This window comes from Paraburkholderia caballeronis (genome assembly GCF_900104845.1).
GTDB lineage: Bacteria > Pseudomonadota > Gammaproteobacteria > Burkholderiales > Burkholderiaceae > Paraburkholderia > Paraburkholderia caballeronis.
This window is the reverse complement of the sequence record NZ_FNSR01000002.1, coordinates 1265148-1283939: the sequence shown is the minus strand read 5'-3', so window position 1 is coordinate 1283939 and position 18792 is coordinate 1265148. Positions and strand designations below refer to the sequence as shown.

The window sequence follows — 18792 nt, the reverse complement described above, 5'->3', positions numbered from 1 at the left end:
AACTCAATAGAGACTGGTTTTCATGCGCTGCGCGAGGTCGGCGTCATACGCGCGCGCGTCGAACGACTCGCCGTTGATGCGCCGGTGCATGTCGCCCGCGCTCGGCAGTTGCGAACGCTCGACGTGCCGCGCCGGGTCCCACAGCTTCGAGCGCGCGATCGCCTTCGAGCAGTGGAAGTACACCGAATCGACGTCGATCATCAGCACCGAGCGTGGCGGCTTGCCGTCGACGGCGAAGCTTTCCAGCAGCGCCGGATCGTTCGCGATGCGGCCGCGCCCGTTCACGCGCAGCGTCTCGCCGACGCCAGGCACGACGAACAGCAGCGCGACGTGCGGCTTTGCGACGACGTTGCGCAGACTGTCGATCCGGTTGTTGCCGATGCGGTCCGGCAGCGCGAGCGTGCGCTCGTTGACGATCCGCACGAAGCCGGGCGCGTCGCCGCGCGGCGAGCAGTCGAGCCCGTCCGGCCCTGCGGTGGCTAGCACGACGAACGGGGAAAGCTCGATGAAACGCCGGTAGTCTGCGTTTACGTAGTTGATTTCCTTGCGCACTGCCCGCTCATGCGGTTCGCCGTAGAGGGCTTCGAGTTCTGTGATCGTTGTCAGCATGGCCGCTGGTCTCGTGTGTCGATCCGAGTTAGCGCTTCAGCGCTTACTCGGATCCCATGCAAAGCTGTCGACCGGAGTTAGCGCTTTAGCGCTTATTCCGGTCCCATGCAAAGCTGTCGACCAGAGTTAGCGCTTTAGCGCTTACTCCGGTCCCATGCAAAGCTGTCGACCCGAGTTAGCGCTTCAGCGCTGACCCGGATCCCATGCAAAGCTGTCGACCCGAGTAAGCGCTTCAGCGCTTACTCGGGTCCCATGCAAAGCCGTCAATCGAAGCCAGCACTTCGGCACCCACTCCGATCCCATGCACGATGGTTGCTGCTGCTGCGGCGGCCCACATCGACGAAGCCTCCGGCCGAACGACGAATCGATCCAGCATTGACCACGCACACCGGCAAAGCCGCGGCCAGTGCACCCGCACCGAACCTCACCCCGCACCCGTAACGCGATCAACAAGCGCATCGAGCGTCGCCGCGCACGGCGCCTCGACCTTCAGCGCAAGCATCGGATCGGCGCGGGTCCGGCCGAGATTGATCGCGGCGACCGGCTTGCCGAGCTTCTGCGCCCACACGCAGAAACGATAGCCCGAATACACCATCAGCGACGAGCCGACGACGAGCACCGCGTCCGCCGCATCGAGCGCGCCGGACGCCGCCGCGACGCGCTCGCGCGGCACGTTCTCGCCGAAGAACACGACCGACGGCTTCAGCATCCCGCCGCACACAGCGCAGGTCGGCACGTCGAACGCGTTCGCGCCGTCGAAGTCGAAATGCGCGTCGCCGTCCGCGGCCGGCTCGGCGTTCGCGCCGGCCAGTTCGGGATTGCGCGCTTCGAGCATCGGCTGGATCGACTCGCGCGTGTACTGCGCGCCGCAAGCGAGGCAATGCACGTGGCCGATGCTGCCGTGCAGTTCGATCACGTCGCGGCTGCCCGCGCGCTGGTGCAGCCCATCCACGTTCTGCGTGACGAGCGCCTGCACGCGCTGCGCCGCTTCGAGCCGCGCGAGCGCGCGATGCGCGCCGTTCGGCTGCGCGAGCCCGACGGTCGGCCAGCCGATCAGGCTGCGCGCCCAGTAGCGCCGGCGCGACTGCTCGGAGCCGAGAAATTCCTGCAATGTGATCGGCGGCGAACGTTTCCACTCGCCGTTCTCGTCGCGATAGCCGGGGATGCCCGAGTCGGTGCTGATGCCCGCGCCGGTCAGCACGAAGAGGCGCGGGTGACGCTCGACAAACGCATGGAGCGCGTCGAGGGATGCGGAATCGCGGATGGCGGCGGACAACGTGGCTTCGGTCATGGCGGCGGCAATGCGGTGAAACGGTCGGCCTCGCGGGTCGTCGGGCGGCGCGCGCGACGCGAGGCGGTACGTGTGGCGTCAGCGACGCGGCTTGCGCGTCCGGCCGACGGCGCTGTCGCGGCGCTCCGCAGCGCGTGCTTCCCACGCGGCCAGCGCGTCGCGATAGCGGTCGAGCGCGTCTTCATACAGATCGAACACGCACGGTATGCAACCGCTGTGACAGCACTCGTCGTCGCCTGGACGCACGGGCGGCTGCGGGCGCGGATCGTCGTCGGGACAGGAACGCGGTGGCATCGTGGAGAAAACGGGCGCGTCGCGGCGGGCCGGGGTCAAGTATACGGGAGCGCGAAAAAACCGGCTGGCCGCGTGTTGCGGCCGCCGGCGCATCGTTCGCGCAGCATCCGGCCCGCCGGAACGGACGGCGGATCAGCCGCGGCCGACAAACGGCATCTTCGTCGCCATGATCGTCATGAACTGCACGTTCGTCGCGAGCGGCAGTTGCGCCATCTGAAGCACCGCGTCGGCGACGTGCTCGACGTCCATCAGCGGCTCGACCGCGATTTCGCCGTTCGCCTGCGGCACGCCGCGCGCCATCCGCTCGGCCATCTCGGTCGCCGCGTTGCCGATGTCGATCTGCCCGCACGCGATGTCGTAGCGCCGCCCGTCGAGCGACACCGACTTCGTGAGCCCGGTGATCGCGTGTTTCGTCGCGGTGTACGCGATGCTGAACGGCCGCGGCGCATGCGCGGAGATCGAGCCGTTGTTGATGATGCGGCCGCCGCGCGGCGACTGCGTCTTCATCAGCGCGAACGCCGCGCGCGTGCACAGGAACACGCCGGTCAGGTTCGTGTCGACGACCGAGCGCCAGTCGTCGATCGACAGCTCGTCGATATCGACGGCCGGCGCGTTGCGCCCCGCATTGTTGAACAGCACGTCGAGCCGGCCGTAGCGCGAGCGGACCGTGTTGAACAGCGCGTCGACGCTCGCCGCGTCGGCCACGTCGCACGGCACCGCGAGCGCGTCGTGGCCCTCGCCGCGCGCTTCGTCGGCCAGCGCGTCGAGCGGCGCGGCGCGGCGTCCCGCGAGCACGACGCGGTAGCCGTGCCGGTACAGCTTTTTCGCGCAGGCGCGGCCGATGCCGCTGCCCGCGCCGGTCACGAGCGCCACCCTGGTCTGCGGCTGGCCGCTGCTATCGCCAGTATCGTTGCTCATCGAATCGGTCCTCGTCGTGCGCGACCGCCGCGCTCAGTCGAGCGGACGGTCGTTCGGGTTGTCGAACAGTTCCTTCAGCCGCGCGGACATCGGCAGCCCGAGCACGATGCCGCGCGACGGAATCGGCGACTCGAACCACTGCCGGTACAGTTGCGCGGCCTCGCCGGAACGCTGCATCTTCGCGATCGTGTCGTCGGCGATCTGCTTCAGGGCCGGGTCGCCGCGCCGGAACATGCACGCATAGACCTCGAACACGGTCGGCGCGCCGACGATCGCATAACCGCCCGGATCGGGCGCGGTGGCCTTCGCACCATACAGCAGCGGTTCGTCCATGACAAACGCGACCGCGCGGCCGTTCTTCACTTCGTCGAACGACGCCGCATGGCTCTTCGCGGCGAGGATCGTCATGTTCATCCCGCGCGCGGCGTTCCATTGGCGCAGCATCCGCTCCTGCGACGTGCTGGCGGTCGTCACGACCGTGCGGCCGGCGAGGTCCTGAAAGTCCTTCACCGGCGAGCCCTGCTTCACGAGCATCCGCACGCCGTATTCGAAGATGCTGTTCGAGAACGCCATGTACGCGTCGCGGTCGCGCGTGTGCGCGGTCGCGCCGCATTCGAAGTCGATGGTGCCGTTCTGCACGAGCGAGCTGCGCGTCTGCGGCGTGACGATCACCTCGCGCACCGTCAGCGACGGCATGCCGAGCGACTCGCGGATCGCGTCGACGATGCGCAGCGCGATCGCATGCGAATAACCGACCGCGCGATGGCTGCCGTCGTAATACGAGAACGGCACCGCCATCTCGCGCACGCCGATCGTCACCGTGCCCGTTTCGCGGATCCTGCGCAGCGCCGGGCTGCCGGATTCGTCGTAATCGTCCGCGTGCGCAGCCGGCAGGCAGGCGCACGCCAGCGCGAACAGCGCGGCTTTGACGGCCAGTTTCAAACAGCCTCTCCTTGTGATGCCCTTTTCGTTGGCGGGATTCGTTGCAAGACGACGCGGCGGGTCCGTGACTGGCCGCCGCCGTCAAAAAACTGTCGCATTGTACTGGCGACGCCGCGCATCGCGAACCCGGCGAAAGGCGCCGCCCTTTTATCGCGAGGCGGTCGCGCGGCGGCGCGCCGGTGAACGCGCGGTCGCCCCTTCGAGGCAACGCAGCTTTAGCGACAGCGCCGGTCGGTCAGCCACGCGCATCGTTCCTTTCGTCGTACTGGCGAGTGCGCGCCGGGTCGATCCGTGCGTGCGCGTACCGGGACGTTCAGATGCGAAAGTCCGCCGCCATGTCGTCGTCGGTGCGCGCTTCGAGCGCGCCGCTGCGCACGGCCTTCAGGAACGCGTCGTAATCGCGCTCGACCTGGTCCGCGTACGCGAACGCATAACCGGTCAGCGCGTCGGCGAACTGGTCGCTGCGCCCGATGTATGCGGCGATCTCGACCGCCGCGTTGCCGGCCCTCGCATGCGCACGCGCGAGCGACCAGCCGCACAGCCGCGCGTAGTCGGTCAGCAGCGCGCTGTCGAGCAACTCGATGTCCGCCGACAGCTTCATGTCGCGCAGATGTCTGAAGTAGAAGTGCCGGCCCGCCGGCCCCGTGGACCAGCCGAGGAAGGTGTCGTTCGCGGCCTGCAGCAGCCGCTGCCCTTCGACGACGCGCTCGCCCTCGTGCTTCGGCGCGGGCGAGCGGAAGTACTGCGCGATCACCGAGCGGCGCGCCTCCTTGATCTGCAGGAACAGCGGATGTTCGCGGCGATCGACCGCGAGCAGCACGAAGCAGCGCGTGCCGACGCTGCCGACGCCGACCACCTTGAACACGAAATCCTGCACGACGAAGTGGCCGAGCAGTTCGCGGCGATCGTGCAGCAGCGTCTTCAGATAACCGTCGTACAGCTTGCCGACCTGACGCCGGCCGTTGCCAGGCCCGAACCAGTCGTCCTCCGCGTCGAACAGCGCGCTCACGCCGTTCACATGGAACAGCGACGGCGGCGCGTCACGGAGCGTCCAGTGATCGCCGCTGCGCTGCGTGAGCCGGTCCAGCATGCTTTCGTGCGTGCGGCCGGCCGCCTTTTCCATGCCGCGCCGGATCAGCCGGCGCGCCTCGGGCGTCAGCGCGGTCTCGATCATCCGGTCGAACGTGATCTTCTCGTACCAGAGTTCGAGCGCGCCGTATTCCGCGTACTGCCGCATGCGGTCGCGATACTCGTTGACCGCCGACATCACGAGCGTCTCCGCGACGCCGCGCGAATAACGCATGTGCCGCGCAGCGACCACGAAGCTCGCGACAAGCCGCTTCAGGTCCCATTCCCACGGGCCGGGCGACACTTCGTCGAAGTCGTTCAGGTCGAACACCAGTTGCCGTTCGGGCGTGGCGAACGCGCCGAAGTTCAGCAGATGCGCGTCACCGCAGATCGGTATCGCCATGCCGGTGTTCGGCACGAGGCTCAGGTCGTGCGCCTGCATGAGCGCGCTGCCGCGAAAGAACGCGAGCGGCGACGCGAGCATGCGCCCATAGCGCAGCGGCACGAGCTTGCGCACGCGGCCCTCGCTGCTCGCGCGCAGCAATTCGAGCGGATCGCGTTCGAGCGGCCCGATGTGCCGGTGGACCGACCGCTTCGCGTGTTCGCGCGCCGCGCGGCCGACCGCTTCGCGCTCGGCAATGATGCCCATCTTCATGCGCTGCTTCTCCGTTCGTGTGAAAACGATGGACCGCCCGGCAGCGACGCGCCGGCGACGGCCGCCGGCTGCGCCGCGGACTGCCCGCGTATTTAAGCGTGCGGACCCGGTTCGCGCAAGCCGCAGGCTCGCCGCGATGCCGCGGGCATGCCGATCGCATGCCCGCGGCGCACGGTCCGTCGCTTCGCCGCGACAACGGACGCCCGACAACCGCCCATCCGGACGGCCGGTCGTGTACCGTACGGCGATGGCGTCCGCCCGCGAAACGCGTTGCGCGCTCCGGCTCCGTCTGCCCGCCCTGGTGAGCTTAGTGAGGCCATCGATGACCGTCAGCGTCTATGCCACCCTCGTCGCCGCGTCGCTGGTGCTGCTGCTCGGCAACCGCCTGCTCGCGTGGATTCCGCAACTGCGCGCATGGACGATCCCGGAGCCGGTCGCCGGCGGCCTCGTCGTCGCGCTGGTACTGCTCGCGTTGCATGCGTTCGCGCATTTCGACGTGCGCTTCGACACCGCGCTGCAAACCCCGCTGATGTTCACGTTCTTCGCGACCATCGGGCTGAACGCGAAACTCGCGAGCCTGAAGCAGGGCGGCCCGGTGCTGGTGCGGTTCCTCGCAGTCGTGGTCGGGCTGCTGATCCTGCAGAACGTCGTCGGCGTCGGCCTGGCGCTCGCGTTCGGCATCGATCCGCTCTATGGCCTGCTCGGCGGCTCGGTGTCGCTCGCGGGCGGACACGGCACCGGCGCCGCGTGGGGCGCGGTGTTCACCGAGCACCACGGGCTGCAATCGGCGACCGAGGCCGCGATCGCGTGCGCGACATTCGGGCTCGTGATGGGCGGCATTCTCGGCGGCCCGGTCGCGCAGCGGCTGATGAAGCGGCTCGGCAGCGCGAGCGCGCCCGCCGATACCGAAACACACGCGCCCGACGCCTATGCGTTCGAGGAGCCGCGGACCGAACAGGCGACGACGCCGGCCGCGTTCATCGACACGGTGATGCTGATCGCGTTCAGCCTGTGGGTCGGCGAACTGATCTCCGATGCGATTGCCGGCTCGGCTTTCGAACTGCCGACGTTCGTCTGCGTGCTGTTCGTCGCGGTGCTGGTGTCGAACGGCCTCGCGTGGGCCGGCAAGCCAGTGGCCGCCCATGCGGTCGCGCTGATCGCGAACGTGAGCCTCGCGCTGTTCCTCGCGATGGCGCTGATGACGCTGCGCCTGTGGGACCTCGCGGCGCTCGCGCTGCCGGTCGCGACGATCCTGCTCGCGCAGACGGTGATGATGGTCGTCTATGCGTTCTACGTGACGTTCCGCGCGATGGGTTCGGACTACGACGCGGTCGTGCTGACGGCCGGCCACTGCGGTTTCGGCCTCGGCGCGACGCCGACCGCGATCGCGAACATGCAGGCGGTGACCGCGCGCTTCGGCCATTCGCACCTCGCGTTTCTGATCGTGCCGATGGTCGCCGCGTTCTTCATCGACATCGCGAATGCGATCGTGATCCAGCTATTCCTGAGGCTTCCGGTGTTCCATTGACGCGACGGCGTTTGGCTAGAATCGCAGCGTCCACGCCGCGCGCGTCCCGCCCTCCGCGTCGAACCTCATGTCCGTCACCGCCTGGCTCTTTTTCCTGCCCGCGTGCTTCGCGCTCAACATGGCGCCGGGGCCGAACAACCTGCTGTCGATCAACGTGGCCGCGCGTTATGGCTTCATGCGCGCGTTCGTCGGCGGCGCGGGACGGCTCGTATCGTTCGCCGCGATGATCGCGCTCGCGGCCACCGGTCTCGCGGTCGTGCTGCGCGCGTCGGAAGCGGTGTTCTTCGCGATCAAGCTGGCAGGCGCAGCGTATCTGGTGTGGCTCGCGATCCAGTTATGGCGCAGCGACGCCGCGCCGGCCGGCATCGCGCTCGACGGCGACGCATCATTCGCGCGGATCGCGTGGCGCGAGTGCCTCGTCGCGGCCGGCAACCCGAAGGCGATCCTCGTGTTCACCGCGTTCCTGCCGCAGTTCGTCGACGTCGCGAAGCCGATGGCCGCGCAGTTCGCGGTGCTCGGCGCAAGTTTCCTCGCGCTCGAAGGGGTCGCGATCGCGCTGTACTCGCTCGCCGGCGCGTTCCTCGGCCGCTGGCTCACGCAGACCGCGGTGCGCCGCTGGTTCAACCGCTGCTGCGGCGCGTTCCTCGGACTGATCGGCGCGGGCTTTCTGCTCGTGCGCCGCGTGTGATCGTGCACGCCGTTTCATAAGCGATCGTTAATGCTCCTTTCGATAAACTTTAACTGTCGTTAATCGACGACGCCCCCTATGCTGGAATCATCGCCCGCCTGACCGGCGAGCGGCCGCGTTTTGGCCGTTCGCCGCGCGGCCGGCACGCGGTTTCCAACGTCATTGGGGTTTCACCATGAAGATCTGCATTTTCGGAGCCGGCGCGATCGGCGCGATGATGGGCATCCAGCTCGCACGGGCGGGCGCGGACGTGAGCTTCGTCGCGCGCGGGCCGCATCTCGCCGCGATGCGCGAACGCGGGCCGCGTCTGTTGATGGACGGCGAGGAATACACGGCCAACGTGCGCTGCACATCGGACCCGCGCGAACTCGGCGTGCAGGACGTCGTGATCGTCACGCTGAAGGCGCATTCGGTGGCCGGCGTGATCGACTCGATGCAGCCGCTGCTCGGCAAGCACACCGCGATCGTCACCGGCACCAATGGCATTCCTTACTGGTACTTCCACCAGCACGGCGGCAGGTTCGCCGGCACGCGGCTCGAAAGCATCGATCCGGACGGCTCGCAATGGACCCGTCTCGGACCGGAACGCGCGATCGGCTGCGTGCTGTATCCGGCCGCGGACATCGTCGAGCCGGGCGTCATCCGGCATGTGTACGGCAAGAAGTTTCCGCTCGGCGAGCCGTCCGGCGAACGCACGCCGCGCATCCAGCAACTGCACGACGCGATGCAGGCGGCCGGCTTCGACGCGCCGATCCGCGACGACATCCGCAACGAAATCTGGCTGAAGCTGTGGGGCAACCTGTGCTTCAACCCGATCAGCGCGCTCACGCACGCGACGCTCGACGTAATCACCGGCGACCCGGCCACGCGCTCGGTCGCGCGCACGATGATGCTGGAAGCAAAGCAGATCGCCGAGCAGTTCGGCGTGCATTTCCGCGTCGACGTGGAGCGGCGCATCGACGGCGCGGGCGCGGTCGGCGCGCACAAGACGTCGACGCTGGTCGATCTGGAGCACAAGCGGCCGCTGGAGATCGATCCGCTGCTGACGGTCGTGCAGGAGATGGGCCGCCTCGTCGGCGAACCCACGCCGACGATCGACGTCGTGCTCGCGCTGGTCAAGCAGCGTGAACGGATCATGTTGCAGGCAGCGTAAACGCGGAAAAGGATGGCGGCTCGCGCGGCCATCCCTCGGTGGACTTCGCCGGACAAAAACGAAAGCGGACCGTCTGGAGCGGTCCGCTTTCGTTTTATGGGCTGACGTGGATCGTCGGATCACTACGTTGACCGGCGACGGCGGACATTTCATCCGCCAGCCGCTCGCTACGCCGTCCGCGCCTCCGGCTGCGCGCCGCAGGCTTCGCGATCCTGAAGATCGTCGTCTCCCGCGTGCAACGCCGGGTCCGAAGCAACCGGCGCGCGCGCGCCGTCCGCGACGAACTGCGTCCACGCGGCCTGCGCGCACGGCCGCAGCGAACGGTAGCGCCGCCGCACCAGCATCGTCGTCACCATCACCGCCGGCTGGATCACGCGCGCGACCAGCGGCGCCTCCGGCGCGGGCCAGTGGCACCACGGCGTCTGCGGCGCGTCGCCGGCGCAGACCGGCAGGATGCCGACGCCGAGCCCGAGTTCCGCCATCCGCATGACGCCCGCCACGTGCGCGAATTCCTGTAGCGGCCGGCCGTCGGGCCGATGCATCGCGAGCGCGCGCATCACCGCGTTGCGGCAACCCGCGTCGCGATTCAGCGTGACGAGCGGCACGTCCGCGAGATCGCTCCACGCGAGTCCGCCGCGTTGCGCGAGCGGATGCTGCGCGGGCAGCACCGCGCACAGCGGGGTCGCCGCGAGCGGCTGCACGTCGAGGTTCCCGCAGGCAAACGGCACGGTCTCCGCGACGATCCCGAAGTCCACCTCGCCCTGCTCGACCGCCTGCAGCACCGCCGCCTGCGGAAGATCCTGAAGCTGCATCGTCAGCGAAGGAAACGCGGCCGCGCAGCGCGCAAGCGCGGCCGGCACCCAACCCGACGACAGCACCGGATTGCTCGCGACGACAACCACGCCGGTATGCGCCTGATGCGCGTCGCGCCCTTCGTGCAGCGCCATGTCGATCTCGTCGAGCAGGCGGCCGATGCGCCGCTCGAAGCCGCTGCCCGCGAGCGTCAGTTCGACCTGGCGCGTCGTGCGGTCGAACAGCTTCAGATCGACGGCCTCTTCGAGTTCGCGCACGCAGCGGCTGACCGCCGACTGCGTGAGCCCGAATTCGCGCGCGGCGCGCGTGAAGCTGCGCGCCCGCGCGACCGCGACGAACACCTTCAGTTGCTGGAGCGACACGTTCATCGTCATACGCCGGCTCCGCTGGTCATGTGCGCCGCGTCACTCGCCGGTCTGCGACAGTCGGGACGACGCGCTCGTGCCGATGGTCGCGGCCGCCGCCGTTGACGCGATCGGCGAATCGGCCGATTCGATCAGGCGTTGACGCATCGGCGCGAGGATGAACTTCGCCGACACGCCGGCCGCGATGGTGATGACGGCCGCCGCGATGAACACCGCGCTCCAGCCGCCGGTCGTCGCGAGCACCGACGCGATCGGCACCAGCAGCGACGCGGTCCCCTTCGCGGTGTACAGCGTGCCCGCGTTCGACGCGGCGTACTTGCTGCCGAACGTGTCCGCGCAGATCGCCGGGAAGATCGAGAAGATCTCGCCCCAGAACAGGAAGATCAGCGCGGCGAAGAACATGAACGCATACGGATTCGTGCCGAAGTGCATCATGCCGAGCAGCGCGACGCCCTCGCCGACGAAGATGATGAACATCGCGTTCTCGCGGCCGATCTTGTCCGACACGAAGCCGCACAGCGGACGCGTGAAGCCGTTGCAGATGTTGTCGATCGACAGCGTCAGCGTGAGCAGCGGCAGGGTCGTCAGGCCGAACACGCTCATCGGAATCCGCGCGAGGCCCCAGTCCTTCGCGATCGGCCCGATCTGCGCGGTCGCCATCAGGCCGCCGGCGGCGACCGCGACGAACGCGACATACATCACCCAGAACACCGGCTGCTTGACCATCTGGCCCGGCGTGTAGTCGATGCGCGTCATCAGGCGGCGGCCCGGCGCGACCTTCATGCGCGGCGACGGCTTGACCAGCAGGAACGCGAGCACGAAGATCGCGATGCCCTGGATGATGCCGAACACGAAGAACGCATGCTCGTAACCGGAGCGCGTGATCATGTTCGCGATCGGAATCACCGTGACGGCCGCGCCCGCGCCGAAGCCGGCCGCGGTCAGACCGGCCGCGAGGCCGCGCCGGTCCGGAAACCACTTGAGCGCGTTGCCGACGCAGGTGCCGTAAACGCCGGCCGCGCCGATGCCCGCGATCACCGCCGACACGTACAGCATCGGCAGCGTCGTCAGGTACGAGTTCATCACCCAGGACAGGCCCGCGCAGATCGCGCCGACGGCCACGACGGGACGCGGACCGAAGCGGTCCACGAGCCAGCCTTCGAGCGGCACGAGCCACGTCTCGGTCAGGATGAAGATCGAAAACGCTAGCTGGATCGACGCTTCGCCCCACTGGTGCCGCGCGTTCATCGGCGCGACGAACAGGGTCCATGCGTACTGCAGGTTCGCCACCAGCGCCATGCACAGCATGCCGATGACCAGTTGCCACCAGCGACTCGTCCAGAACGGGCCGTTGTCGCTCCGCTGACTGATTGCATTCATGTCACTTGTCTCCGCTATCCATTCATCGCAGCCAGCGTGATTGCCGGTCTGCATAGACTCCGACTTATGGTTTTAATTTCCACCTTTTCCTGCGTATTTTTTTATTCGTCTGCCATATCGAAAATCCGCATTGAAATTCCCGATCCAGCATTCATCCCACTTACTGCGTTTTTTCTTCTACCTCCGTTGTCCCGCTGACCCGATCAGCTTTTTATCCGCTGTTTTAAGGGCTTTTTCCTAGGCGTTAACCCGAACGATCGCATTGCATTCGGACTCCTTTCAACTCATGCTAGGGTCATTGCTCAATTACTCATAATTAAAGTTTGTTATTATGTCGATTCACGTTCCTTTATGGATCGGCCATGACAATGAGAAACGCGACGCTGCGCCAGTTGAAGGTTTTCGAAACCGTGGCGCGCCATCTCAGTTTTTCCCGCGCCGCGGAAGAACTGCATCTGACCCAGCCGGCCGTCTCCACCCAGGTTCGCCAGCTCGAAGAACACGCGGGGCTGCCGCTCTTCGAGCAGCTCGGCAAGAAGATCTACCTGACGCCGGCCGGCACCGAGATGCTTCATTACAGCCGCGCGATCATCCAGCAGTTCCACGAAGCCGACGAGGCGATGAGCCAGTTGAAGGGCGTGTCCGGCGGCAAGCTGAACGTCGCGGTCATCAGCGCGGGCGATTACTTCTTTCCGCGGCTGCTCGCGGAGTTCACGCGCCGCTACGCGGGCGTTACGCTGAATCTGTCCGTTCATAACCGCGAGGAACTGCTGCACCAGCTGGCGACGAACCAGACCGATCTCGCGGTGATGGTGCGGCCGCCGCACTCGACCGACGCGGTCAACGAGCCGTTCGCGCCGCATCCGTACGTGATCGTCGCGGCGCCCACGCACCCGTTCGCACACAAGCGGAACATCAAGCTCAGCGCGCTGGCGAACGAGGCGTTCATCGTCCGCGAACGCGGCTCGGACACGTGGAATTCGATGGAGGAAGGCTTCGCGGGCCGGCTCACGAACCTGAAGATCGCAATGGAGATCAAGAGCACGGAAACGATCAAGCAGGCCGTGATCGCGGGGATGGGAATCGCGTTCCTGTCCGCGCATACGATCAGCCTCGAACGGCAGGTCGGACACCTGACCGTGCTCGACGTCGAAGGCTTTCCGGTGATGCTGAACTGGTACGTCGTGCACCGGAAGAACAAGCGCCTGCCGCCGGTCGCGCTCGCGTTCAAGCGGTTCCTGATGGAAGAAGGCGCGCCGCTCATCCAGCACATCACGCGCGTGACGGAATCGAGCTTCCATAAATAAGTGCCTATGCATCCGCTGTGATGCTTTAGCCATTGTGAATCCAGCGTGCCGACGCCCGCCGCGAAAGCGGTTCGGGGCGACGTCGCCGGCGACTCGTCCTCATTGCTCCGCGCCCGCGCGAACACCTGCGCCAGCTGCCACGGCGTGCGGGCAGCGCGCTGCGATGCGGCTTCTTGGTTTGCGAGCGTCATCGTCCGGGCGGTCAACGCGCCCTCCCGCCGTCGTGCCGCGCCGTGCCGCCGTAACGGTTCCTGCGACGGCGCGGCAAAGCCGGCGCCCCTGCGTGATGCGCGTCGAATCGGCCGGGACCGTGCGCCGCGACGGGCAGCAGGCACGCGGCGTCGAACGTTTCGCCGCCGCACGCGGCCACCAGCAGTTCCTCCGGAATACCCGCGAGACCCGGGCGAACCCACGAAACGCCGTCCGTTCGCGGAGTGCCGATGCGCAAGCCGGCAGCCGGCAGCGAACGCAGCGCGGCGCCGACGTGCGGTCCCGCGATCCACCGGACGCCGACCGCCGCCGCGAGTCCGGCTGCCGCGATCAACGCGGCGAACCGGAATTGCGGGGACGCTTCCGCCGTCACGAAACCGTATGCGAGCGCCACGCCGAGCGTCAGTGCGAGGCCGTACGTGATGCGATCGTCGAATGTCGCGCGCGTCGCCCGGCGATATGCGCCGTGGCGGCGGTCGCGGTCGATCCCGACGAACCGGACGCTCGCCGCCGCCGCGAGCACGAATGCGCCGAACGACACCGCCAGATAGAGTGCGCCGCGTTCGAGGACGTCGGCTGGCGGAAAGGAAAGCTGAACCGCGAGGCCGCCGGCCAGCACCGCACTACCGGCGACGCAACCGGTGATCGAAACGGGAAGCCCATGAACGCGCGCCGGACGAGGCCGGCGTGCGAGCCACGCGCCGCATAACGCACCCGCGCCGGTCGAGGCCGCCGCGTGCGCGAAATGCGAAGCCCCCGCCTCCGAGAGAATCAGCGGCGCGGCGAGCAGCATCGCGACGCACGTCACGCGCGTGCGAACCGCCTGCCGTCGCGCTGCGTCCCGGCGATGACCGCAGCGCGGCTTCGGCCCGCGAACGTCGCGCGGCGCACGCGGCGCAACGGCTGTCGCCAGTTGCGCAAGCGCGCCGAGCAGCCACGCGAACAGCAGCGCGCCGCCCAGCCATCCGATGTCGCCCGCCAGCAGCTCCGGCATGTCTCCTCCTCGCCGTGTCGTCGTCTCGTCGCCGCGCGGCGGGCTCAGGCCGCGCCTTCGACGGCCGCCGCCGCTTCGGCTTCGCCGCTCGACACGGCCAGCGTGTTGACCAGCGCGCCGATCCCGTCGATCGACACCTCGACCGTTGCGCCGTCTCCGATCGAGCCGACGCCAAGCGACGTGCCGCACGCGATCACGTCGCCCGGTTCGAGCGTCATGTCCCGCGAGATCAGGCTGACCTGCTGCGCGGGCGTGAACACCATGTCGTCGAGCGGATAGTTCTGCCGCTCGACGCCGTCGAGCTTCGTCACCACGCGCGCGCTGCGCCAGTCGAAGCCCGACACGATCGCCGGGCCGATGCAACAGAACGTATCGAAACCTTTTGCGCGGCACCATTGCGGGAAGTGCGGATTCTCGTTCAGCAGTCCTGCGGCCGTGACGTCGTTGACGATCGTGTAGCCGAAGATCGCGGCCTCGGCTTCGTCGAGACTCGCGTTGCTGCAACGCTTGCCGATCACGATGCCCAGTTCTCCTTCGAACACGATCTTTCCCGCATAGTGGGCAGGACGGCGAATCGGCTGCTGCGAGCCGATCACCGATTCGGCCGGCTTCAGCAGAAAAAGCGGATGCTCGGGCACCGGCTTTTCGAGCTTCGCGGCGAGCGCGTGGAAGTTGTTCCACAGTGCGACGACCTTGCCGGGCGCGCACGGCGCAACCGGCGTCAGCGTGCGCAACGACAGCACCGCGCCGGTCGGCACCGGCGCATGCAGGCTTTCGTACTCGTGCAGATAACTGTTTTCGACGCGGCCGAACACGATACGGCCATCGTTCGACATCAGGCGCATCCAGGTAGTCATGCTTCGCTCCATCGGAACCGTGAACCGCGCGATCCCGCATCTTCGTCGTTCGCAACAGGCGCCGCCGCGGGCAACGCGGCCGGCGCCGCGTTCCTCAGATCGCGCCGGCCTCCTTCAGCATGCGGATCTCGTCGGCGGAGTAGCCGAACTCGGCCATCACCTCGTCCGTGTGTTCGCCGAGCAGCGGCGAGCGCGTGACGTCGGTCGGGCTGTCGGACAGCTTGATCGGATTGCCGACGGTCAGATACTTGCCGCGCACCGGATGATCGACCTCGACGATCGTGCCGCTCGCGCGCAAAGACTCGTCGGTCGCGATCTCCTTCATCGACAGGATCGGGCCGCACGGAATGTCGTAGCGGTTCAGCACGGCCATCGCGTCGAACTTGGTCCGCTGCATCGTCCAGTGCTCGATCTCGGCGAAGATTTCCTTCAGATGCGGCAGCCGCGCGCCCGGCGTCGCGTAGCGCGGATCGTCGATCCACTCCTCGCGGCCGATCAGCTTGCAGATCCGGTCCCACACCGGCGCCTGCGCGATGAAGTAGATATAAGCGTTCGGGTCGGTCTCCCAGCCCTTGCACTTCAGGATCCAGCCCGGCTGGCCGCCGCCCGACGCGTTGCCGGCGCGCGGCACCGCCTCGCCGAAACCGTCGTTCGGATATTGCGGGTACTCCTTCATGACGCCGGTGCGTTCGAGCCGCTGCTGGTCGCGCAGCTTCACGCGGCACAGGTTCAGCACGCCGTCCTGCATCGCGGCCAGCACCTTCTGGCCGCGGCCCGTCTGCACGCGCTGGTACAGCGCGGTGACGATGCCGAGCGCGAGATGCAGCCCGGTGCCGCTGTCGCCGATCTGCGCGCCGCTGACGACCGGCGGACCGTCGTGGAACCCGGTCGTCGACGCCGCGCCGCCGACGCACTGCGCGACGTTCTCGTACACCTTGCAGTCCTGGTACGGCCCCGGGCCGAAACCCTTCACCGACGCGACGATCATCCGCGGGTTCAGCGACTGGATGTGCTCCCACGTGAAGCCCATCCGGTCCAGCGCGCCGGGCGCGAAATTCTCGACCAGCACATCGGACTCGCGGATCAGCCGTTCGAGCACCCGCTTGCCGAACGGATTCTTCGTGTCGATCGTGACCGAACGCTTGTTGCTGTTCAGCATCGTGAAATACAGGCTGTCCGCGTCGGGAATGTCGCGTAGCTGTTCACGCGTGATATCGCCCGCGCCCGCGCGCTCGATCTTGATCACGTCGGCGCCGAACCATGCAAGCAGTTGCGTGCAGGTCGGGCCGGACTGTACGTGCGTGAAATCGAGAATGCGCACGCCATCCAGTGCCTTGCCCATGGGTATGTCTCCTTGTTCGTCGTGGCCGGGCGAGTTGTGGGGCAGTCTTGGGGGACGTTCCTGTGATGCTTGCGGCGTCCGCTTGCACGAACGTCGCCTCGTTGGACAATACGGTATGTGATATATCAAAGTCAGGCAAGCTGGAATTTGCCCTTGCCCAATCCGCTGAAAAACGGCTGAAACGTCCGTGGTGTAAGGGATTGAAGGACTACGCGCGGCTTTTGCGCGACGCACACAAGGGAAAACCCCGACCGACTGATATGCCAGATGGGGTGTGTGTCGGAATGGGCGGCGTCTGCCGCGATGGGCACCGGCGGATTCGGTGGCGCAAATAAAAACGGGGAGCCTCGCAAGGCTCCCCGCTTCGATACGGCGCTGCTGATGACGCTATGCAATCAGTCCAGAAAATCGCAATGCGCCTCGACGTGCGCGGCGAGATCCAGCGAGTGCTGCCGGACGAGCCTTTCGGCCAGTTCGGTGTCGCGCTTTTCGAGCGCCTCGATGATCCGCAGGTGATCAACGATCGAACGCGACGCGCGGTCGCTTTGCGAGATCGTCATCCGCCGGATCGCCCGGACGTGAATGAAGATGTTCTTGATGGTCTCAAGGATCAGTTGCGACTTCGACAGTTCGACGATCGCCTGATGGAACGCGATGTTCGCGTCCGAATACTCGGCGATGTGCTCGGCCGGCGTGCTGTCGCGGAAATCGTCGAACATGTGGCGCAGTTTCGCGATTTCGGTGTCGGTCGCATGGATCGTCGCGAGGCGCGCGGCCATGCTTTCGAGCGCGGCCCACATCTGGATCATCTCGACGATCTCGCGCTTGCTCTTGCGCACGATGTAGATGCCGCGCCGCGGCACCATGCGCAGGAAGCCTTCCTGTTCGAGCAGCGTCATCGCCTCGCGAACCGGCGTACGGCTCACGCCGAGCGTTTCGCTCAGCACGCGCTCGTCGAGCCGGATCTCGTCGCGAGACTGATAGATGTCCGCGTCCGCGATCGCCTGGCGCAGCATCGCATACGCCTGGTCACGCAGGCTCGCGCTCGCGTTGATCGGCTGGAGCGCGAGCGTGAGCGTCGGGCTTTGCGAGCCCGCGGTGGGAACGACTACTTCAGTTGGAAGTTCTGACGACATTCATTGCCTCTTTGCGGACCTTCGGGCGGTACGCCGCCTGAGTGACCGGCCGCGCCTCGCCCAGACCGACAAACCGGCCGTTCCCCGCTCGCTCGACGACGGACTGCGGCAGCCACTTCGCGAGCAATACGGTTGCAGCCGAACCCAAACCAATGACAGCCACGCTGAATACAGCAAGAGATACGAGATCCATTTGAAACTCCGCACCATTGAGTGATCGAATGACTCAATGATATGGTGCGGCGCGACAAAAATCAATATTTCGTATGTGATATATCAGATGCTGTCGCTTCTGCGCAACGCGGGCTCCCGGCGCTCACCCCAAGAAAACGAAGCGCCCCGACGATTGCCCGAAAACAAACCATCCTAGATACAAACCTGGCACGCCGGCAAGTCCGCCGACTGGCACATCCGCCGATTCGTGCGATTCGTGCACCATTTTCCGTTGACACGGATCAGGATTTCACCACACACTAGGTTCATGCGCACCTCCACCCTCATCGCCATCGCGATTAATAACCCGATGCATGCCCGACCGGGCAGGCCATCGGGGACGTGTGCGCATTAGCAGTCTTTTGTAGTGATGCAAACACAAGGCCCCACCGGCATGGATGGGGCCTTTGTCGTATCTGGGGGTGAGGCTCCGTCCCTGTCGGTTCAATATCGACGGAGAACAAGATGGACGAAGCATCCCAGCAGCAGCCCGGCTCGCGTTTCCGCGCAGATCAATCCGTTCCCGCTTTCGTCGCGCGCGACGCGGTGGCCAACGCGCGCCGAATCGCGCCGGCCGCTCACGCGTCGTCGCCGGAAAACGCGGCGGAGCGTGCGCCGCATCCGGGCCACGGCATCGACCCGCGCGGCCTGCCGCGCAACGACAACACGATGCCGACGCTGTCGATCCGCTTCTCCGTCCATCCGAACAGCACGATTACGTGGAAGATTTCGGCCGACTCGACGCTGCTGGTCTGCCACGAGCGGATCTGGCTCACGCGCGTGCGCTCGCCGTACGACCACTGGCTCGGTTCCGGCGACACGATCCGGCTGCAGCGCGGCGAACGCATCTGGCTCAGCACCGACGCGGACGAACCGGCGCGCGTGTCGCTGACGAGCGCATGGAGCCGCAGACGCTCGACGGCGCTGCACTGGGTCGAATGGCTCGCCGGATGGCCGGCCGCGCTGATGTGGCGCCGCGCGCGTTGACGGCGCGGGCGCCGGCGCGTCGCGAGACATCCCGCGCCGACG

At 66.9% G+C, this 18792-nt stretch carries 18 protein-coding genes; 5 read left to right on the top strand and 13 right to left on the bottom strand.

Going from position 1 to position 18792, the window contains the following annotated elements; translation table 11 throughout:
- Nucleotides 1-3: 3 nt before the first annotated feature.
- The 6 genes from BLV92_RS22245 to BLV92_RS22220 form a co-directional block, all read right to left on the bottom strand.
- Nucleotides 4-609, bottom strand: coding sequence for a pyridoxamine 5'-phosphate oxidase family protein (locus BLV92_RS22245; RefSeq protein ID WP_090548933.1), 606 nt, complete (start codon nucleotides 607-609; stop codon nucleotides 4-6).
- A 424-nt stretch (nucleotides 610-1033) separates the two neighbouring features.
- Nucleotides 1034-1900, bottom strand: a complete 867-nt coding sequence (locus BLV92_RS22240) for an NAD-dependent protein deacetylase (protein ID WP_090548930.1) — start codon at nucleotides 1898-1900, stop codon at nucleotides 1034-1036.
- A 78-nt stretch (nucleotides 1901-1978) separates the two neighbouring features.
- Nucleotides 1979-2194, bottom strand: coding sequence for an oxidoreductase-like domain-containing protein (locus BLV92_RS22235; protein WP_090548927.1), 216 nt, complete (start codon nucleotides 2192-2194; stop codon nucleotides 1979-1981).
- Between the two features lie 132 nt (nucleotides 2195-2326).
- Nucleotides 2327-3112, bottom strand: coding sequence for an SDR family oxidoreductase (locus BLV92_RS22230; RefSeq protein ID WP_090548924.1), 786 nt, complete (start codon nucleotides 3110-3112; stop codon nucleotides 2327-2329).
- A 33-nt stretch (nucleotides 3113-3145) separates the two neighbouring features.
- A complete protein-coding gene (locus BLV92_RS22225) occupies nucleotides 3146-4054 on the bottom strand; it encodes a transporter substrate-binding domain-containing protein (protein WP_090548916.1) in 909 nt (302 codons plus the stop codon).
- A gap of 313 nt (nucleotides 4055-4367) precedes the next feature.
- Nucleotides 4368-5777 (bottom strand): DUF2252 domain-containing protein, encoded by a 1410-nt coding sequence (locus BLV92_RS22220; protein WP_090548914.1) that lies wholly within the window; start codon nucleotides 5775-5777, stop codon nucleotides 4368-4370.
- A gap of 322 nt (nucleotides 5778-6099) precedes the next feature.
- On the opposite strand from BLV92_RS22220, the gene gltS reads away from it, so the two are divergent.
- The 3 genes from gltS to BLV92_RS22205 all read left to right on the top strand — a co-directional run bounded on the left by gltS (nucleotide 6100) and on the right by BLV92_RS22205 (nucleotide 9146).
- Nucleotides 6100-7305, top strand: coding sequence for a sodium/glutamate symporter (gltS, locus tag BLV92_RS22215; protein ID WP_090548913.1), 1206 nt, complete (start codon nucleotides 6100-6102; stop codon nucleotides 7303-7305).
- A gap of 67 nt (nucleotides 7306-7372) precedes the next feature.
- Nucleotides 7373-7993 carry a LysE family translocator gene (locus tag BLV92_RS22210; protein WP_090548910.1) on the top strand — a complete coding sequence of 207 codons (621 nt, stop codon included), beginning with the start codon at nucleotides 7373-7375 and terminating at the stop codon, nucleotides 7991-7993.
- Between the two features lie 175 nt (nucleotides 7994-8168).
- Complete coding sequence (locus tag BLV92_RS22205) at nucleotides 8169-9146, top strand: 2-dehydropantoate 2-reductase (RefSeq protein ID WP_090548907.1); 978 nt, start codon at nucleotides 8169-8171, stop codon at nucleotides 9144-9146.
- Nucleotides 9147-9313: 167 nt separating this feature from the next.
- Here BLV92_RS22205 and BLV92_RS22200 read toward each other — a convergent pair whose 3' ends face one another.
- Nucleotides 9314-10327, bottom strand: coding sequence for a LysR family transcriptional regulator (locus BLV92_RS22200; protein ID WP_090551329.1), 1014 nt, complete (start codon nucleotides 10325-10327; stop codon nucleotides 9314-9316).
- A 36-nt stretch (nucleotides 10328-10363) separates the two neighbouring features.
- Nucleotides 10364-11704 carry an oxalate/formate MFS antiporter gene (gene oxlT, locus BLV92_RS22195; RefSeq protein ID WP_090548904.1) on the bottom strand — a complete coding sequence of 447 codons (1341 nt, stop codon included), beginning with the start codon at nucleotides 11702-11704 and terminating at the stop codon, nucleotides 10364-10366.
- A 362-nt stretch (nucleotides 11705-12066) separates the two neighbouring features.
- Between oxlT and BLV92_RS22190 the strand changes: the two genes are divergently transcribed.
- Nucleotides 12067-13011 carry a LysR family transcriptional regulator gene (locus tag BLV92_RS22190; RefSeq protein WP_090548901.1) on the top strand — a complete coding sequence of 315 codons (945 nt, stop codon included), beginning with the start codon at nucleotides 12067-12069 and terminating at the stop codon, nucleotides 13009-13011.
- Nucleotides 13012-13213: 202 nt separating this feature from the next.
- On the opposite strand, the gene BLV92_RS22185 is transcribed toward BLV92_RS22190, so the two are convergent.
- The 5 genes from BLV92_RS22185 to BLV92_RS22165 form a co-directional block, all read right to left on the bottom strand.
- The gene (locus tag BLV92_RS22185) at nucleotides 13214-14215 is read right to left on the bottom strand and encodes a hypothetical protein (protein ID WP_090548898.1); all 1002 of its coding nucleotides are present in this window, start codon (nucleotides 14213-14215) and stop codon (nucleotides 13214-13216) included.
- A gap of 44 nt (nucleotides 14216-14259) precedes the next feature.
- Nucleotides 14260-15072 (bottom strand): fumarylacetoacetate hydrolase family protein, encoded by an 813-nt coding sequence (locus BLV92_RS22180; protein WP_090548895.1) that lies wholly within the window; start codon nucleotides 15070-15072, stop codon nucleotides 14260-14262.
- Between the two features lie 94 nt (nucleotides 15073-15166).
- Nucleotides 15167-16414 (bottom strand): formyl-CoA transferase, encoded by a 1248-nt coding sequence (gene frc / locus BLV92_RS22175; protein WP_090548892.1) that lies wholly within the window; start codon nucleotides 16412-16414, stop codon nucleotides 15167-15169.
- A 395-nt stretch (nucleotides 16415-16809) separates the two neighbouring features.
- Nucleotides 16810-17550 (bottom strand): GntR family transcriptional regulator, encoded by a 741-nt coding sequence (locus BLV92_RS22170; RefSeq protein WP_090548889.1) that lies wholly within the window; start codon nucleotides 17548-17550, stop codon nucleotides 16810-16812.
- Nucleotides 17528-17743 (bottom strand): hypothetical protein, encoded by a 216-nt coding sequence (locus BLV92_RS22165; protein WP_090548887.1) that lies wholly within the window; start codon nucleotides 17741-17743, stop codon nucleotides 17528-17530. The genes BLV92_RS22170 and BLV92_RS22165 overlap by 23 nt, the downstream gene beginning before the upstream one ends.
- A gap of 485 nt (nucleotides 17744-18228) precedes the next feature.
- On the opposite strand from BLV92_RS22165, the gene BLV92_RS32685 reads away from it, so the two are divergent.
- Complete coding sequence (locus BLV92_RS32685) at nucleotides 18229-18750, top strand: DUF2917 domain-containing protein (protein WP_244283889.1); 522 nt, start codon at nucleotides 18229-18231, stop codon at nucleotides 18748-18750.
- Nucleotides 18751-18792 lie beyond the last annotated feature (42 nt).

Excerpts from the sequence above, each read along its gene's own strand:
- BLV92_RS22235 (WP_090548927.1), bottom strand. The coding sequence starts at position 2,194 with ATGCCACCGCGTTCCTGTCCCGACGACGATCCGCGCCCGCAGCCGCCC.
- BLV92_RS22190 (WP_090548901.1), top strand. The coding sequence starts at position 12,067 with ATGACAATGAGAAACGCGACGCTGCGCCAGTTGAAGGTTTTCGAAACC.
- BLV92_RS32685 (WP_244283889.1), top strand. The coding sequence starts at position 18,229 with ATGGACGAAGCATCCCAGCAGCAGCCCGGCTCGCGTTTCCGCGCAGAT.
- BLV92_RS22245 (WP_090548933.1), bottom strand. The coding sequence starts at position 609 with ATGCTGACAACGATCACAGAACTCGAAGCCCTCTACGGCGAACCGCAT.
- gltS (WP_090548913.1), top strand. The coding sequence starts at position 6,100 with ATGACCGTCAGCGTCTATGCCACCCTCGTCGCCGCGTCGCTGGTGCTG.
- BLV92_RS22185 (WP_090548898.1), bottom strand. The coding sequence starts at position 14,215 with ATGCCGGAGCTGCTGGCGGGCGACATCGGATGGCTGGGCGGCGCGCTG.
- BLV92_RS22230 (WP_090548924.1), bottom strand. The coding sequence starts at position 3,112 with ATGAGCAACGATACTGGCGATAGCAGCGGCCAGCCGCAGACCAGGGTG.
- BLV92_RS22200 (WP_090551329.1), bottom strand. The coding sequence starts at position 10,327 with ATGAACGTGTCGCTCCAGCAACTGAAGGTGTTCGTCGCGGTCGCGCGG.
- oxlT (WP_090548904.1), bottom strand. The coding sequence starts at position 11,704 with ATGAATGCAATCAGTCAGCGGAGCGACAACGGCCCGTTCTGGACGAGT.
- BLV92_RS22180 (WP_090548895.1), bottom strand. The coding sequence starts at position 15,072 with ATGACTACCTGGATGCGCCTGATGTCGAACGATGGCCGTATCGTGTTC.
- frc (WP_090548892.1), bottom strand. The coding sequence starts at position 16,414 with ATGGGCAAGGCACTGGATGGCGTGCGCATTCTCGATTTCACGCACGTA.
- BLV92_RS22240 (WP_090548930.1), bottom strand. The coding sequence starts at position 1,900 with ATGACCGAAGCCACGTTGTCCGCCGCCATCCGCGATTCCGCATCCCTC.
- BLV92_RS22165 (WP_090548887.1), bottom strand. The coding sequence starts at position 17,743 with ATGGATCTCGTATCTCTTGCTGTATTCAGCGTGGCTGTCATTGGTTTG.
- BLV92_RS22205 (WP_090548907.1), top strand. The coding sequence starts at position 8,169 with ATGAAGATCTGCATTTTCGGAGCCGGCGCGATCGGCGCGATGATGGGC.
- BLV92_RS22220 (WP_090548914.1), bottom strand. The coding sequence starts at position 5,777 with ATGAAGATGGGCATCATTGCCGAGCGCGAAGCGGTCGGCCGCGCGGCG.
- BLV92_RS22170 (WP_090548889.1), bottom strand. The coding sequence starts at position 17,550 with ATGTCGTCAGAACTTCCAACTGAAGTAGTCGTTCCCACCGCGGGCTCG.
- BLV92_RS22210 (WP_090548910.1), top strand. The coding sequence starts at position 7,373 with ATGTCCGTCACCGCCTGGCTCTTTTTCCTGCCCGCGTGCTTCGCGCTC.